Raw genomic sequence first — 15,875 nt, 5'->3', positions numbered from 1 at the left:
CAAACGGTTTAATCGGCATCTGTTAAAAAATGTTAATTTTTATTCAATTGGGAAATTGATTTCTGCATCTGCGCCATCATTTGCGTTAATGTTTCCATTGTTGGGTCTGGCGCAGGTTCAGGTAATGAAGTAGATATATATGCTTTGGCTTTCCAGATTTCCAAGATATCTTCAGCAGCAATGGTATAGGCATCGTATACTTTATTATCGGATATCAATTTCAAATCTTTGTTTTCTCTGAAACGGTTGCCCGCTCTTTTATATACTACACCTTCATTTTTACTAATTACAATATAGGTTTCGCCGGTTTTTACTTCATTCCAGTTATCCATATATTCACCGATAATTATACTGCCCGGCTGAACAGGTAACATGCTATCGCCCATGATTTCAAAAGCCCTGAAAGTGCCTTGTCTCAATGCAGCCAATGGCAGTTGAAATTTAGGCAGATCGCTGATATATTGAGGGTCTGAAAAACCGTTCAAATAACCGGCACTTGCTTTAACCGGAACCAGTTCGATGTTTTCGCGGTCGTTCTGATCAACAGAAATACTCAGTACCCTGAGGTTAGATCCCTGGCTTTTAGGTTTAGGTTTCCAGCTGTCAGATATTTTTTCATTGATGAATTCATCAATGGTTAGATCAAAGTATTCGGCTATTTTTTTTAGCAAATCATATTTAGGTTCCGCACGGTCTTCCTCGTAAGCTCCGATAAGCGATCTCTTGATTTCCATAATATCAGCGAAATTCTGCTGTGTATGGCCTTTTTTCTTTCTGAGGTACTTTAAATTATTTGAAATATTAGACATAAAAATAAATTTTAAAATAAATTTGGAATTACTAAAATAGTTAGTAATTTTATGCTCATAAAGTTAGTAATATTATTTTGATTTGCAAGAGCACGTACTAAATAGTTTAGTTTTAAATTTTAAACATAAGATCATGAAAAAGTTTGTTTATATCGTTACCGACAGAAATCGTACAAGTATGCACGTGGGCATGAGCTCTGATTTAATAAAGACCCTGGATTTCTACAAACAGATGCCAAACTTGTTTTTTGATAATGGGCAGCAATTAACCCGGCTGGTTTATTTTGAAGAATTTAAAACAGAAGCACAAGCTTTGGTACGCTTTAAGTCACTTAGCCGCTTTACACGCATGCAGAAAGAACGTCTGGTAAGATCTTGTAATCCGGATTGGATTGATTTGACCATAGGACTTGATTTCGAAAATATTCTTTTACACCGCAATACCAATAATCAGGTTAAGCTATCCTTTACAAGCCTCTCTTAGTCAGTTTTAAGCTTTGATGTCTACAGAATGAATTTTATTAAATCATGATTTATAAATGTGCATTTAAAAAAAATGCCTGAATGAAAAGGATTATTAAGCCTCATCATTCAAGCAATAATTATATTTCCTGATTTTCATCTAAAAAATGATCTATTGATCCGATAATTCAATCAGTCATGGTTCAATTCTTACCATCCTGGTGCAAATTTTTATTAAATCATGATTTATAAATGTGCGTTTAAAAAAAATGCCTGAATGAAAAGGATTATTAAGCCTCATCATTCAAGCAATAATTATATTTCCTGATTTATCATCTAAAAAATGATCTATTGATCCTATGATTCAACCAGTCATGATTCAATTCTTACCATCCTGGTGCAAATGTTAAACCAAATACACCGGTTTTAACATCTTTTCTTTGAAAAGGGATCGCATAATAAGGTTCTAATACAAAATAACCAAAAACATTCACCCTTAAAGATATACCAACACTCATTGCCGGCACACGCTCTGTTGTAGCCTGATACGTAACCGGGTTTCCCTTGTCGTCAACAATTGGTTGTTTATTTGCATCTAAAACAGGTTCAGTAGTGTAAGTGGGCTCACTTTTAAATTTCACATTAGTATCGTTGGTCCAGGCTAATCCTGCATCGAAGAATAAATTCAGATCAGAAAATAAAAACTTAGAAGGTATAGCCGTTAATTTTTTAGGCCCCGTAAATGGCAGACGAACCTCGAAATTGAAAACGGCTATCTTACTTCCTGTTAACTGGTTAATATCAAAAGATCCTGATGATCTTGCGGAAGTGCTTTTGTAAATAGAATTTGATTCATAACCCCTAATCAGATAAGGATAACCCAGATACATTGGATAAAGCCTGTCTGCATCTTTACCGATTCTTAAGGTATTATAACTTCTTACCGCAAATGTTACCGGCTTAGCCCTCCAGTATTTACGAAGATCTGCCGTTACACCGGCAAAATTATAAGTTCCAAAATATTTTTCACCACTTACTCTATATCTGAATCCATCAAGTGGGCCCGTAAGGCCAAATATTGAATTATCACCTACAAAACCTGCATTTAACTGGTATAGCGTAAATGAGTTAAATGGAATGCCGTAATCATTGGAAGCCACATCATTAGAAATCCTGCTCCTGTCTGAACCAATGTAGTTACCGGCCGAATTGTAATAATTGCTATATCGGTCAACTCTGTAACTATAGTGAGAAAACGAGCCGCCTAACTCAAAACGGTGTATTTTACTGAACGGGTAAGCTCCAAAAACCTGAACCTGATCTTCAAATGTTCTAATAATATCGGTTCTATCTGCCAGCGCATTAATGGTCGTATTATCACCTGTAGGTATATTCTGATAACCATAAGATCTAAAACCAGAAACGTATGGAATATGCGAAACGGCAGCCCCCCAGTTTATTCTGCTTTTCTGATTAATGTACCCCACCAGGCCGCCGAAATCGTAAATTTCTCCATTTACCGATAAATTTGCTATGATCTGGTTGGTACCCAAGATATCGCTGAACATACCTACAATACCACCGGAAACACCGGTTCCAAAACGGCTGGTTGATACCCCCACGCCGCTATTGGCTAAATAATCTAACCTGAATTTTGGTTTGTAAGGTACCGTCTTCATCGAATCGGCCACTGTTTTTTCGAAACGGTCGAAATTGTTTAAATTAGAATTGATGATGTTTACCCCAATGTTTTCCATGGGAGGTAATATCGCCGCATCAAAATTTTCTTCCCGATTACCAATCCTTTTCGCGTTAAAGCTGCTTAACTTGGCATTATATAAGGTATAACGTTGGTAGCGATAATAGCTGTATACAATATCATCAGTTGTTGATACAGAAATTGCAGGCGAAAATTCGGTAATTCCACTAATTCCAGTAAAATAATCAGTTAATTGGTCAACAGTATTATCGGCAAAGTTATATTTATATAAATTCCTGAATCCATCTCTGTTTGACAAGAAATAGATATTCTGGCTGTTCGAAGAGAACTGTGCGTTCAGGTTATTGGCTCCCGGAAAAACATCTAAATTGCTTACCGTTTTGGCTGCAATATCATAAACGGCAAGATTTATTGGTAACACGGCATTAATTACATTGGCCTGAATGGCCGCTCTATCTGATGAAAATACCAGTTTTTTACCATCGGGTGAATAATTTGGCGCATAATCAGAATATATATCGTTGGTAATCTGCGTAACGGCTTTGGTATCCAGATTATAGGAGAAGATATCACTCTGTCCTTCAACCATACCCGAAAAAGCGATATCTTTTCCATTTGGCGACCAGGTTAAATTACCAAACTGTTGTACCTGACCCATGGCTGTTTGAGAAACCATAGTTCCGTTCGAAACATTGATAATCATCATCTGGTTTTTACCATGACTAAAGATACTAAAGGCAAATTGTTTACTGTCGGGCGACCATGCACCTGCTGATTCTATAAAGTTGAAATCGTCAATGTGGCCATTAGAGATCTGGCTGCTGAGTTTTCTGATAATCCTACCGGTTTTGGCATCTGCAAGGAATAAATCGATTCCAAAAAGATCCTTTTCAGACATAAAGGCCAGATATTTCCCATCAGGGCTTAGGGCAGGGGCAACGTTCATGTTACCTGCATTTTTATTGTCGATAATTTTTGTACCCGTAATCTTAATCTGCGAGCTGTCTGCTTTTAGCATCGGCTTATAGTGCGCATCGATGGAATTTTTCCATAAACCCGATAATGTTTTATCATCATAGCCAAAAGTATACCTGATGGCATTTTCGTAACCATATTTTGCAGTATTCTTAAATAGCGGAACAATGGTGGTATCGCCATATTGCGAACCAATGTAAGTCCAAAACGCCTGACCATAACGGTAAGGAAAATATTTATTGGAATTGGTTAAATCTTTTAACGAAGGAATATCACGGTTCAACATGGCATCGCGCATCCACATAGAAGTAAACGCATCTTTTTTCCCGATCGATAAATACTCGGCCATCCCTTCTACCATCCATAATGGTGTTTGTCCGACGTTTTCCAGGCTAATCGAATCTTTTTCGAGCAGAAGATGATATTGAAAAGCGTGCACCAGTTCATGACCTAAAACGTGCCTGGTTTGGCTATTTAGCTCCATAACAGGCATAATTACCCTGTTTTTCAATGCTTCAGTAACCCCACCTGTACCAATGCCGATTTCTCCGTTAAGAACTGTCGTTTGTTGAAAATCAGGATGGTTATTATATAAAATGATCGGATTTTTCTTTAAAAAGGTATCTCTAAAAACTTCCTGGTGCATTTTGTACCAGGTTTCTGCGTCTTGCGAAAAACGTTTTAAAAGTTTATCGTTCTTGATATAATAATAGATCTCAAAATGGGGTGTTTGTAAAACTTTAAAGTCTAGTTTTTTATATCTTACCTTATTTTGTCCGAAGTATTGGGCTTTAACTGAAAAAGAAAGAATAAGCAGGAGCAATAAAGAAGAATATCGCCTTAATAAAGTAGAGCCTATTTTCATATATATGGTTTTAATAATGATTGTTCAAAAATTTACGAAAATGAAATGGTAAGAAATCTGGAAATAAAAGTAATAATTGTTTAAAAGAGTATTAAAAATTTAACACTTTTTAAAGTCCTACTATCTATTCTAACATATAGTAAACTATTTTTACTTCTTCCGATCCAAAAAGCTATTGCTGATTGGTTTCTTCGTTTTTCTTTTTTTCCTTTTCTTCCTGACGTTGTTTTCTTCTCAGTTCACGTTCTTCTTTTCTGGTAAGTGGAACAGTAGGGGTAAGGGGATTTTGAGCAGGCTCTGCTTTCTTTTCTTCTTTTTTAACTTCAGGTTCATTGTTTACCGGTTCTGTAGTAACAGGTATTTCGGTAGGTACAGCAAAATCAGTAGAATCTACCACTGCACTATCTGTTGATGTGGTATCTCTGATTATCCTAGGACTAGGGCAGTTGTAGGTTCTGGTAATATCAACCGTTGCTTTAGGGAAGGGGCCGTAAGTATAGCCTGATTTAGGATCGAGGTAAACTTTTTCCATAAACTTTGCAAAAATTGGCAGGGCCGTTCTCGATCCTTCACCTTGTTCACCGTTTTTAAAGTGGGCTGTTCTTTCATCGCAACCCACCCAAACGCCTGTTACCAGATCTTTGGTTAGCCCCATATACCAGGCATCTACATAATCAGATGAAGTACCTGTTTTACCACCGATCTGATTGTTTTTTCTAAAAAGATCTGGCCATTCCCATAAGGCTTGCGAAGTACCTTCCGGTTCTTCCATACCACCACGGAACATGTAGGTCATTAACCAGGCAATTTCTTCAGTTAAAACCCTTTTTGTTTTAGGCTTAAATTCATCAATTAAATTATTATCCTGATCGGTAATTTTCTCTACCAATATGGGATCGGTTTTAATACCCTTGTTCATGAAAGTAGCATAGGCTTTTACCATCTCGTAAACGGTAACATCATTTGATCCTAAACTTACGGATGGAACAGATTCCAAATGGCTATCAATACCACATTCGTGTGCATATTTAACCACGTTATCCCAGCCCACCTTTTCGGTTACCTGGGCAGTAATGGTATTTACCGATTTTGCCATGGCCCAACGTAAGCTCATTTCGCGGTAAGAAACACTGTAATCGGCATTTTTAGGCTCCCAATATTTTGTTTCACCCTTATCCTGATATGCAATTTTAACTGGCTTATCGGTAAATTTATCGCAAGGACTCATCCCTTGTTCCAAAGCCGTTAAATAAGCAAATGGTTTAAAGGTAGAACCTGCCTGGCGTTTTGCCTGATTTACATGATCGTATTTGAAAAACTTATGGTCTATACCACCCACCCAAACTTTAATTTTACCGCTTGCAGGTTCCATGGTCATCATTCCGGTATTCATGATTTTTCCATAATAACGGATCGAATCTAAAGTAGAAAATAAAGTATCGCGATCGCCTTTATAAGTAAAAATCTGCATTCTTTTTTTCTTATTGAAATAGGCGGTAACAGAATCTGGGTGATTAGGGAACTTCTTTTGCAGAAGTGCATAAATAGGCAGATTTTTCATCGCTCTGTCTGGATAATCGACCTTTTGTTTTTCTGAATCGTACCAGGGATCTTCATTGCCCCATACACTATAGAACCTGCGCTGCAAAATTCTCATCTGGTCTGCAACAGCTTCTTCAGCATATTTTTGGAGTCTCGAATCAATAGTGGTATAAATTTTTAATCCATCTTCATAAAGGTCATAACCATTATCGGTACACCATTTTTCCAGATATTTTGACACAGCTGCCCTTAAATAAGAATCGCCATCGCTGCCATCCTGCATTTTACCCTCTTTTAATTTAATAGGCTCCTTTGATAATTGACTTAAACTATCTTTGCTGAGGTAATTGTACTTGTTCATCTGCGCAAGCACCACATTTCTTCTCTCTAATGCTTTTACCGGGTTTTTGGTTGGGTTATACAATGTTGTACCCTTTAACATGCCCACAAGCATAGCCGCATCTGTAGTGGCCAAATCTTTTGTCTCCTTATCAAAGTAAATCCGGCTGGCGGTTTTTATACCATAAGTATTGTTACCAAAAGATACGGTATTCAGATACATGGTAATGATATCGTTTTTTGAGTAATTGGCTTCCAATTTTACCGCCGTCATCCATTCCTTTAGCTTTACGATTAAGGTTCTAACTAAAGGTATTTTAATTAATAACCCCTGAGATTTATTGTAACGCGTACGGTAAAGGTTTTTGGCCAACTGCTGAGTGATGGTACTTGCACCGCCGTCCTTTCCTAAGCCAATAACTGCACGGCCAACGGCTTGAACATCAATGCCCCAATGTTTATAAAAACGTACGTCTTCGGTAGCAACCAGCGCATGTATTACGCTAGGTGCAATATCATTGTAATTTACAGGCGTTCTGTTTTCTTTAAAGTATCTTCCAATCAGTTTTCCGTCGGCTGTGTAAAGCTCTGAACCCACGCGCAGGGTAGGTGCTTTAATGTCACGAACACTTGGTGAATAGCCAAATAACCATAAAAAGTTTAATTGCAGGGCGGAAAAGAAAATTATTATAAAAAATAAAACTATTGCAAAATAACGTAAGTACTTGTTTTTTATCTCTTTAAACATATTGGATAAGATAATCTTTAGGTAAAAGCTGTGGCGTTAAATATAAAAAACTCTATATGCAAATTAACGTATTTAATTTACTTATTTTTTAGTTCTATATTTAAATTATAGTTGCATGAGTTTAGCTGGAAATAATATATAATGATGAAAAACGAATTTAAAGGATTAATTGTACAAGGAGATAAGAAATTTTCTTTAAAAGATCATAAAACTGACTTTACAGGTGGTTATAACAAAGAGAAAGCGAAAGATGCGTTGGTAAATTCTAAAATATCGCTCAGCCATTTACAAGAGAAATTGTATGCTTCCGGGAAACATGCAGTTCTGATTATTTTCCAGGCTATGGATGCTGCCGGTAAAGACAGCGCGATTGAGCATGTTATGAGTGGACTAAATCCACAGGGATGCCAGGTTTACAGTTTTAAAACCCCCACGCCAGAAGAATATGAACACGATTTTTTGTGGAGATATTATAAGGCATTGCCTGAACGCGGTAGGATCGGGATCCATAACCGTTCGCATTATGAAAATGTTTTGGTCTGCAAGGTGCATCCGGAATATATTTTAAGTGAAAATATTCCTGGTTTTGATGATGTTAAAAAGATCAACAAAAGTTTTTGGCAACAGCGTTACAAGAGCATCAAAAATTTTGAAGAACATTTAACGGATAATGGAACGGTAATTTTAAAGTTCTTTTTACATGTGAGCCGCGATGAACAAAAAAAACGTTTTTTAGAGCGTATTGATGATTCTACCAAGAATTGGAAATTTTCTTCCGGAGATATTAAAGAAAGGGCTTTGTGGGATGAGTATATGGATGCATACGAGGATGCAATTAACGAAACCAGTACGTCAGCATCACCCTGGCATATCATCCCTGCAGATAAAAAATGGTTTGCAAGGCTTTCAATAAGCGAAATTATTGAAGATAAGTTAAAAAGCCTTGATCTGAAATTTCCTGTATTAGATGAGGAGGAAGAAGCTAAACTTGGCGAAGCCAGGCGTATTTTATTGAGTGAATAAAAAAATGCAGGTCTATAAGCCGGGTTCTGTTTCCTGATTGCTCAGGATTTCTATCATTTATCTACTATAAACGTTGCCGTTCATCTCTAACGACCTACCCACTAACATCGGACGGGCAGCCCTTTATCCCGACATAAATTCGGGATGTTAGCCTATTTGGTCTTTCAACTCCCGGGGTTTACAAACCACTGCAGTCGCCTGCAATGCTCGTGCGCTCTTACCGCACGTTTTCACCCTTATCCCGATGTAAAATCGGGACGGTATATTTTCTGTTGCACTAATCCGTGGTCCAGGTTTTCATTCCTGAACCCCTTTCCGTTAGAAAGCGGGATGCCCTGCGTTGCCCGGACTTTCCTCTCTTCCAATTTTATTTGAAACAGCGATAGAACAACCTGCATTTTGCGCAAAGATGGTGTTTTTTGATCAGAAAGACATAAAGAAACTATAAGATTTTCTCTTGATATCGTCATGCTGAATTATTTCAGCATCTTTATTGTACATAAGACCCTGAAATAAATTCAGGGTGACGACCGTGATGATGAATATCTAATTGATCATCAACCTTGCTATTTACAATTCTGTAAATCTTTCGAAACTTTTGAATAAGGAACAAAGCCCTGTTTGTTGCCAAATGAATTGGTTACAAAAACCATTACCTGAGCCACATCTATATCTGCCAGTTCAGGGAAAGCCGGCATTTTTTCTTTATATACTTGACCATGAACGGTTAAAGATTCATTTACGCCATTTTTGATGAAGCAGGCCAAACGAGATTTGTTTGCCTTTAAAAATAAAGAATCAGTTAATGGAGGTGCCAGCTGACCTAAACCTTCACCATTTTCACCATGACAGTTCTGACATTTAGTTTTGTAGATATCTTTTCCATTCGACATGTAATTTTGCAGGTCTATAGTTTCCTGATTTTGGCAGGAAAAGATCATGCCAACCAAGGAGATAAAAAAGAGGGCATTGATAATGTATTTACGCATGGATTTTTGTTGTAAAAATTGTCATTTCGAGCAGGATAGAGTGGACTGAAGAAATCTGTAAGGATAGATCCTTTCAGTCCACTGCGTTTCATCCGATAGCTACAGGATCGGGGTGACGACTTATACTATTACTTTTTATATTCTGCCAATAAAACCGGAATATCTTTTTTTAATTGTTCTACCTGATCTGTTTTAGTACCATCATATGCACCGCGGATCCGTCTGTCTTTATCAATCAAAACCAGGTAGCCCTGATGAATATAACCATCTTTAGCCGTACTGTCTTCGCCTACAGCAACTAAGTAGTTTTTTTCTGCCAAAGTATATACGCTATCTTTGGTGCCATAAAGAAATAGCCATTTTGGACCTTCAACACCTAATTTTTGAGCATATTTTTTCAAAACATGGGGCTTATCATATTTAAAATCAATTGTATGTGATACAAACATTACATCCGGATTGGTTTTAAATTCGTTATAAACCGTCATTAAATTACGGTGCATGGTAGGGCAGATGGTTGTACAGGAAGTAAAGAAAAAATCGGCTACATAAATTTTACCATCGGTTGCTTTGTTTGTTGTGATCACACTATCCTGGTTCAGAAAAGACCAAGCGGGAATAGTTTGGTAAACGGTATCTATTTTCTCTGTGCCAGTGGCATCTTTAACGGTTTCAGCATGGCGCTCTCCATAAAATGGAAGTTTTCTTTCTTGTTTACATGCCGTAAATATGGAAGCAGCTAATAGAGACGTAGCTAAATAAGCAGTGATTTTATTCATGATATGATTTTAAAGTGTAAATATACGAGGTAATTTTGTCTGGTACGTTAATTGTTTTGAAAAGTGCGGAGTCAAATGTCCGAAAGGAGGATGTTTGGGCATTTAAAATATTCAGCTTCATTTCTCCCGAACCTAGTCTGCTCACCACCGACTTATTTATTTACATGGTTCGCAGGCCCGACGGCAAACTTTTGCTTTCAGTTTTTACAGGTGATTTTATTATATACTGTCATTCTGAATGTAATGAAGAATCTTTTGAACAGAAATTAGCAGCAATTGACAGATGATCTGGTTATCCCGAAACAGATTTGCTTCACTATGCTCAGCATGATGAACAATCAAAATTGTACGAGATCGATACCATTGGGATTTAAAGGCCATAAAATATAATGATTTGACTCATCCTTCTGCTCAAAAAATTATGGAGAGAACTCACCTTAATCTTTGTATATTGTTAAGGATTCTTTTTTCGAAAACTCAGAATAAAATTGAAATGTCTTTGCAAGAAGCGAATTTAAGAAAATGAAAATTCAGACTTCCAAAAAAAACACAGATGAAGATTATTCACCTGTGTTTGTTCTTTTGTTTCCCAAACAACTGGATACCAGTTGCAGTAAACCTAGGCCTGTAAATCAGACATGACTGCTTTGATTTTTTCTTCCAGTTGCGCATTAACCGAATCAAAATCTTTTCTGTCTGCTAAAGGTGCATTTACGCTGCAATAAAATTTAATTTTAGGCTCTGTACCACTTGGGCGTGCAGAAACAATACTACCATCTTCGGTAATAAACTGTAAAACATCAGATTTAGGATAATCCAGTTTGGTTACTTTTCCGCTTGCCAGATCGGTTTCCTGTCCCAATTCGTAATCTTTTAATACCGACACCTTCGAGCCACCTAATGTTGCAGGCGGATTTTCTCTAAATTTAACCATCATGGCTTTAATTTCTTCAGCACCAGATTTACCTTTTTTGGTCAGCGAAACCAGATCTTCTTTATAAAGGCCATATTCTACATACATATCCAACAGGGCATTATATAAACTAGCACCTTTGTCTTTATAGTATGCCGTCATTTCAGAAATAAAAGCGGCAGAAACCACTGCATCTTTATCGCGTACCAAATCACCGATCAGGTAGCCGTAGCTCTCTTCGCCACCACCTATAAAATATTTTTTACCTTCAAGCTCGGTCATTAATTGACCAATGTATTTAAATCCGGTTAAGGTATTGTAGTATTCTACATTTTTCTTTTTGGCAATTTCTTCGATCAGGTTGGAAGTTACAATGGTTTTAACGATAAACTGATTACCATCTAACTTACCGCTGTCTTGCCAGGCTGAGAGTAAGTAATTAATTAATAAACTGCCCGTCTGGTTGCCGTTAAGCAATACCCATTCGCCTTCGTTATTCTTAACAGCGATACCCACACGGTCAGCATCAGGATCGGTTGCCAAAACTAAATCAGCATCAATCTCCTTCGCTTTGTTCATTGCTAAAGTTAATGCGTCCTTTTCCTCAGGGTTAGGGTACACTACTGTTGGGAAATTTCCATCTGGTGTACTTTGCTCTTCAACAATGGTAACGTTTGTAAAACCAAACTGCGCTAAAGCTTTAGGAACCAGCGTAATCCCTGTTCCGTGGATAGGGGAATACACAATTTTTAGATCGTGCTGTCTTTTGATAGCTTCCGGGGAGATTGAAAGTGCAGCAATACCATCTAAATACAATTGATCAACATCTTCACCGATCAGTTGAATATTTGCATCAACACGGTTGAATTTTACTTCATCTATACTTTTAATTTTGTTTACTTCATCAATTACCAACTTGTCATCTGGAGAAGTGAACTGGCCTCCATCGGCCCCGTAAGCTTTATAACCATTGTATTCTTTAGGGTTGTGCGAAGCGGTTAGCATAACCCCGCTTTTGCAGCCGAAATGGCGCACAGCGAAAGAAAGTTCAGGTGTTGGTCTTAATGCAGAAAAGAAATATACATATATACCATTGGCTGAGAAAACATCTGCCGTAATTTTCGCAAAATAATCAGAATTATTGCGGCTATCATGTGCAATGGCAACTTTAATTTTTTCGTTCGGGTATTTATTATTTAAATAATTGGCTAGTCCCTGTGTGGCCGTTCCGATAGTATATTTATTGATGCGGTTAGAACCTGCACCCATAATGCCACGTAAACCGCCTGTTCCAAATTCTAAACTTCTATAAAATGCATCTGTTAATTCGGTAGTTGCATTTTTATCTACAAGGGCCTGAATTTCTGCCTTGGTATTTTCATCATAATTTCCACTTAACCACTGATTAATGGTGGCCTGCGTTGATTGGTCAATTGCCTGCATTGAACTGTTTTTTTAAATTTAATATCTGGTGTTGAACAAATTTTAACGGATGATGTTTGGTATAAACATGTTTATTTCAACTCATCCAAATTTTATTTTGTTGAGGGTGTTGCTTTTAAGCTGCTTTTGTTTAATTTCACGCCCCGATACAATAATAAAGAAAATCCAGTATTAATATGAGGCGATTGTAACTTTTTTAAAATAGTTGCAAAACCAACAGGGTTACCGCTGTTTGATCACGGATTATAAATAGTTTATAAATAAATGAAATATCATCATTTTTAAACCACAGGGTGGCATAAAGATATGATGGTTCATTACCTTTTAAAACAATTGGCAAGTAATGAAAATATTAAAATTTGGGGGTACTTCTGTAGGTAGTCCTGAGCGCATGACGAAGTTGTTGGATATTATTAATCCAAATGAAGAGCAGATTGTAGTTTTATCAGCCGTGTCTGGTACTACAAATAGTTTAGTAGAAATTGCAACTCATTTTTTAGCTGGTGATAAGAAGAAGGGGAGCGAGTGTGTCGAAAATCTATACCAAAAATATAAATCGTTTGTGATGGAGTTATTGCCTGCCGCCGAATTTCAGGATCAGGGTAATGAAGTAATTGATTACCATTTCAGTTTCTTAGCTGGCTTGGCAAATGATATTTTCACCTCAATTGAGGAAAAAGTGGTATTGGCACAGGGTGAGCTATTATCTACCACTTTATATCATATTTATTTAAAATCTATTGGCGTACCATCGGTATTGTTACCTGCGTTGGATTTTATGAAAACTGATGAGGATAATGAACCCGATATTCCCTTTACCACCAAACATTTAATGCCTTTGTTAGCGCAGCATAAAGAGAATAAATTGTTCATTACGCAAGGCTATATCTGTCGCAACAGTTTTGGCGAGGTTGATAACCTGCGTCGTGGCGGAAGTGATTACACGGCATCATTGTTAGGCGCGGCCATTCTGGCTGAAGAAGTTCAGATCTGGACGGACATAGACGGCATGCACAATAATGATCCGCGTATTGTTAAAGGTACGAAACCAATTGCCCGGTTATCATTTGATGAAGCAGCCGAGCTGGCTTATTTTGGTGCGAAAATTTTACACCCTCAATCTGTTTTCCCTGCACAGAAATATAAAATCCCGGTTCGTTTGTTAAATACGATGGAACCTTCAGCTGCCGGTACTTTAATTACGCACGACAGCGAAAAAGGCAAAATCAAGTCAATAGCTGCTAAAGATGGTATTACCGCAATCCGTATCCAATCAAGCCGGATGTTACTGGCTTATGGTTTCTTACGCCGGGTTTTCGAGGTTTTTGAACGTTATAAAACACCAATTGATATGATCACCACCTCTGAGGTGGCCGTGTCGTTAACTATTGATGAAACAGCGCATTTACCACAGATTATCGAAGAACTGGAAAGTTTCGGAACTGTTGAGGTAGACACAAATCATAGCATTGTATGTGTGGTGGGTGATTTCGGTTCTGAGAAACACGGTTTCGCCAGCAGGGTTTTAGAGGGCTTGAAACATATTCCGATCCGTATGATTTCTTATGGCGGAAGCAATTATAATGTTTCGCTTTTAATCTTAAGCGAATATAAAACGGAGGCTTTAAGAAGCTTGCATAACCGATTATTCGAATAAGAGGAAAAAAGCGCCTAGTACAACCAGCGATCCGATAAGGCCATGAAAAGCCAGAAAGTTTGCTGGTAATAACCCGTTTCTATATTTTTTGTAAGAGTTATACAATCCTGCAGAAATAATAAAAACAATAAATATGGCTGCTGCTATCTTCATTTTTTGATAAATAAAAGAAACAGTACAATGAGGAGTAGCACGATAAAAAATCGGATTTTTCCATTGTATTGTTTCCGGGTAATTCTTCCATGCTTTAAATCTAGGTAATTACCCAAATAAATTAGCCCAAAGAATAAAATTAAAATTATAATAAGGAATCTGAACATGTTCGCCGATAAAGATATATCAAAGTTTAACAATATTGAAACGCCTTTTTACTACTATGATACCGATCTGTTGCAAAAAACCCTGCACACTTGTGCAGATGCAGCGGCTCCGTATCAATTCCATATCCATTACGCACTAAAGGCAAATTTCAATCCTGTACTGTTAAACCAGATCAAAGAAATTGGTTTTGGTGCAGATTGTGTGAGTGCAGGGGAGGTTAGAAGAGCTGTTGAAGTTGGTTTTGATAATAAAAAAATCGTTTTTGCCGGTGTCGGTAAATCAGACAAAGAAATTAATGAAGCGCTTGATCTGGATATCTTCTGTTTTAACGTAGAATCTATCCAGGAATTAGCGGTATTAAATGAACTTGCAGCTAAAAAAGGTAAAACTGCTCAGGTAGCTATCCGCATTAACCCAAATGTTGATGCGCATACACACCATAATATTACCACAGGTTTGGACGAAAATAAATTCGGGATCAATTCATGGGATTTAGCCGAATGTGCTGAGACCTTAAAATCATCTCCGAACCTTAAATTTATCGGTATTCATTTTCATATCGGCTCACAGATTACCAATCTTGATGTTTATAAAAATCTTTGTGTTCGTGTAAATGAATTTGCAGCATGGTTTGAAGATAAAGGATTTAAACTTCAGGTATTGAATGTAGGCGGTGGTTTAGGGATCGATTACTATAATCCCAATCATCAAATTCCTGATTTCGAATCTTACTTTAAAATTTTCAATGAATTCTTAACCATTAAACCGGGTCAGGAAGTGCATTTCGAATTAGGTAGGGCCCTGGTTGGTCAATCAGCATCGTTAATTAGCCGTGTATTGTATATTAAAAACGGAAAGAAGAAAAACTTTGTGGTTTTAGATGCAGGAATGACCGAATTGATGCGTCCAGCACTATATCAAGCCTATCATAAAATAGAAAATTTATCTCGAATCTCAAATCTCAGATCTCAAACGCCAATCAAATACGATATCGTTGGACCGATTTGCGAGAGTACCGATTGTTTTGGTAAAGAGGTGGAACAACCCGAATCTTTTAGGGGAGATATTTTTGCCATCAGAAGCGCTGGTGCTTACGGTGAGGTAATGGCTTCGAAATATAACCTGAGGGATGCAATAAGATCGGTATATAGTTACGAAATCTAACTTTAGCTTTTGTCATCCTGAATGCAATGAAGGATCTTTAACCGAAAAAACACCTGCTAAAATAGATAAAAGAAATTTTTTTCGTCATTGCGGAATATTAAACTGGGAAATGAAGACCCTGAAATG

Annotated in this window: 11 protein-coding genes and 1 other RNA gene; 4 read left to right on the top strand and 8 right to left on the bottom strand. The window is 37.3% G+C overall.

What is annotated here, in order from left to right; all coding sequences use genetic code 11:
- Positions 1-32: 32 nt before the first annotated feature.
- Positions 33-809, bottom strand: a complete 777-nt coding sequence (locus tag ABEG20_RS07655; protein WP_406826785.1) for an XRE family transcriptional regulator — start codon at positions 807-809, stop codon at positions 33-35.
- A gap of 133 nt (positions 810-942) precedes the next feature.
- Between ABEG20_RS07655 and ABEG20_RS07650 the strand changes: the two genes are divergently transcribed.
- Positions 943-1,293: a GIY-YIG nuclease family protein gene (locus tag ABEG20_RS07650; RefSeq protein ID WP_406826784.1), complete on the top strand. Its 351-nt coding sequence runs from the start codon at positions 943-945 to the stop codon at positions 1,291-1,293.
- A gap of 364 nt (positions 1,294-1,657) precedes the next feature.
- On the opposite strand, the gene ABEG20_RS07645 is transcribed toward ABEG20_RS07650, so the two are convergent.
- Together ABEG20_RS07645 and ABEG20_RS07640 are read right to left on the bottom strand one after the other, a co-directional pair.
- On the bottom strand, positions 1,658-4,831 hold the full coding sequence (locus tag ABEG20_RS07645; protein WP_406826783.1) for a peptidase MA family metallohydrolase: 3,174 nt from the start codon (positions 4,829-4,831) through the stop codon (positions 1,658-1,660).
- Positions 4,832-5,003: 172 nt separating this feature from the next.
- Positions 5,004-7,460 (bottom strand): transglycosylase domain-containing protein, encoded by a 2,457-nt coding sequence (locus tag ABEG20_RS07640; protein WP_406826782.1) that lies wholly within the window; start codon positions 7,458-7,460, stop codon positions 5,004-5,006.
- A 141-nt stretch (positions 7,461-7,601) separates the two neighbouring features.
- On the opposite strand from ABEG20_RS07640, the gene ABEG20_RS07635 reads away from it, so the two are divergent.
- A complete protein-coding gene (locus ABEG20_RS07635) occupies positions 7,602-8,483 on the top strand; it encodes a polyphosphate kinase 2 family protein (protein WP_406826781.1) in 882 nt (293 codons plus the stop codon).
- On the opposite strand, the gene rnpB is transcribed toward ABEG20_RS07635, so the two are convergent.
- The 4 genes from rnpB to ABEG20_RS07615 form a co-directional block, all read right to left on the bottom strand.
- Positions 8,483-8,882: RNase P RNA component class A (rnpB, locus tag ABEG20_RS07630), an RNA gene on the bottom strand. The genes ABEG20_RS07635 and rnpB overlap by 1 nt on opposite strands.
- 167 nt (positions 8,883-9,049) lie before the next feature.
- Positions 9,050-9,472, bottom strand: a complete 423-nt coding sequence (locus tag ABEG20_RS07625) for a c-type cytochrome (protein ID WP_406826780.1) — start codon at positions 9,470-9,472, stop codon at positions 9,050-9,052.
- Positions 9,473-9,600: 128 nt separating this feature from the next.
- Entirely contained in the window at positions 9,601-10,251 is a 651-nt protein-coding gene (locus ABEG20_RS07620; RefSeq protein ID WP_406826779.1) for an SCO family protein, read from the bottom strand.
- Between the two features lie 619 nt (positions 10,252-10,870).
- Positions 10,871-12,607, bottom strand: a complete 1,737-nt coding sequence (locus ABEG20_RS07615; RefSeq protein ID WP_406826778.1) for a phospho-sugar mutase — start codon at positions 12,605-12,607, stop codon at positions 10,871-10,873.
- Between the two features lie 343 nt (positions 12,608-12,950).
- On the opposite strand from ABEG20_RS07615, the gene ABEG20_RS07610 reads away from it, so the two are divergent.
- Positions 12,951-14,264 carry an aspartate kinase gene (locus ABEG20_RS07610; protein ID WP_406826777.1) on the top strand — a complete coding sequence of 438 codons (1,314 nt, stop codon included), beginning with the start codon at positions 12,951-12,953 and terminating at the stop codon, positions 14,262-14,264.
- Here the strand turns inward: ABEG20_RS07610 and ABEG20_RS07605 are convergent.
- Positions 14,253-14,417, bottom strand: a complete 165-nt coding sequence (locus ABEG20_RS07605) for a hypothetical protein (protein WP_406826776.1) — start codon at positions 14,415-14,417, stop codon at positions 14,253-14,255. The genes ABEG20_RS07610 and ABEG20_RS07605 overlap by 12 nt on opposite strands.
- A 165-nt stretch (positions 14,418-14,582) precedes the next feature.
- Here ABEG20_RS07605 and lysA point away from each other — a divergent pair, with 165 nt between their 5' ends.
- Positions 14,583-15,749: a diaminopimelate decarboxylase gene (gene lysA / locus ABEG20_RS07600; RefSeq protein WP_406826775.1), complete on the top strand. Its 1,167-nt coding sequence runs from the start codon at positions 14,583-14,585 to the stop codon at positions 15,747-15,749.
- The last annotated feature ends 126 nt before the right edge of the window (positions 15,750-15,875 follow it).

The organism is Pedobacter sp. KACC 23697 (assembly GCF_045348445.1).
Classification (GTDB): domain Bacteria; phylum Bacteroidota; class Bacteroidia; order Sphingobacteriales; family Sphingobacteriaceae; genus Pedobacter.
The sequence above is the reverse complement of the archived record's forward strand: the minus strand, read 5'-3'. Positions and strand labels throughout refer to the sequence as shown.

Coding starts and splice junctions, on each gene's coding strand:
- ABEG20_RS07615 (WP_406826778.1), bottom strand. CDS start 12,607: ATGCAGGCAATTGACCAATCAACGCAGGCCACCATTAATCAGTGGTTA.
- ABEG20_RS07635 (WP_406826781.1), top strand. CDS start 7,602: ATGATGAAAAACGAATTTAAAGGATTAATTGTACAAGGAGATAAGAAA.
- ABEG20_RS07605 (WP_406826776.1), bottom strand. CDS start 14,417: ATGAAGATAGCAGCAGCCATATTTATTGTTTTTATTATTTCTGCAGGA.
- ABEG20_RS07655 (WP_406826785.1), bottom strand. CDS start 809: ATGTCTAATATTTCAAATAATTTAAAGTACCTCAGAAAGAAAAAAGGC.
- ABEG20_RS07645 (WP_406826783.1), bottom strand. CDS start 4,831: ATGAAAATAGGCTCTACTTTATTAAGGCGATATTCTTCTTTATTGCTC.
- ABEG20_RS07620 (WP_406826779.1), bottom strand. CDS start 10,251: ATGAATAAAATCACTGCTTATTTAGCTACGTCTCTATTAGCTGCTTCC.
- lysA (WP_406826775.1), top strand. CDS start 14,583: ATGTTCGCCGATAAAGATATATCAAAGTTTAACAATATTGAAACGCCT.
- ABEG20_RS07650 (WP_406826784.1), top strand. CDS start 943: ATGAAAAAGTTTGTTTATATCGTTACCGACAGAAATCGTACAAGTATG.
- ABEG20_RS07610 (WP_406826777.1), top strand. CDS start 12,951: ATGAAAATATTAAAATTTGGGGGTACTTCTGTAGGTAGTCCTGAGCGC.
- ABEG20_RS07625 (WP_406826780.1), bottom strand. CDS start 9,472: ATGCGTAAATACATTATCAATGCCCTCTTTTTTATCTCCTTGGTTGGC.
- ABEG20_RS07640 (WP_406826782.1), bottom strand. CDS start 7,460: ATGTTTAAAGAGATAAAAAACAAGTACTTACGTTATTTTGCAATAGTT.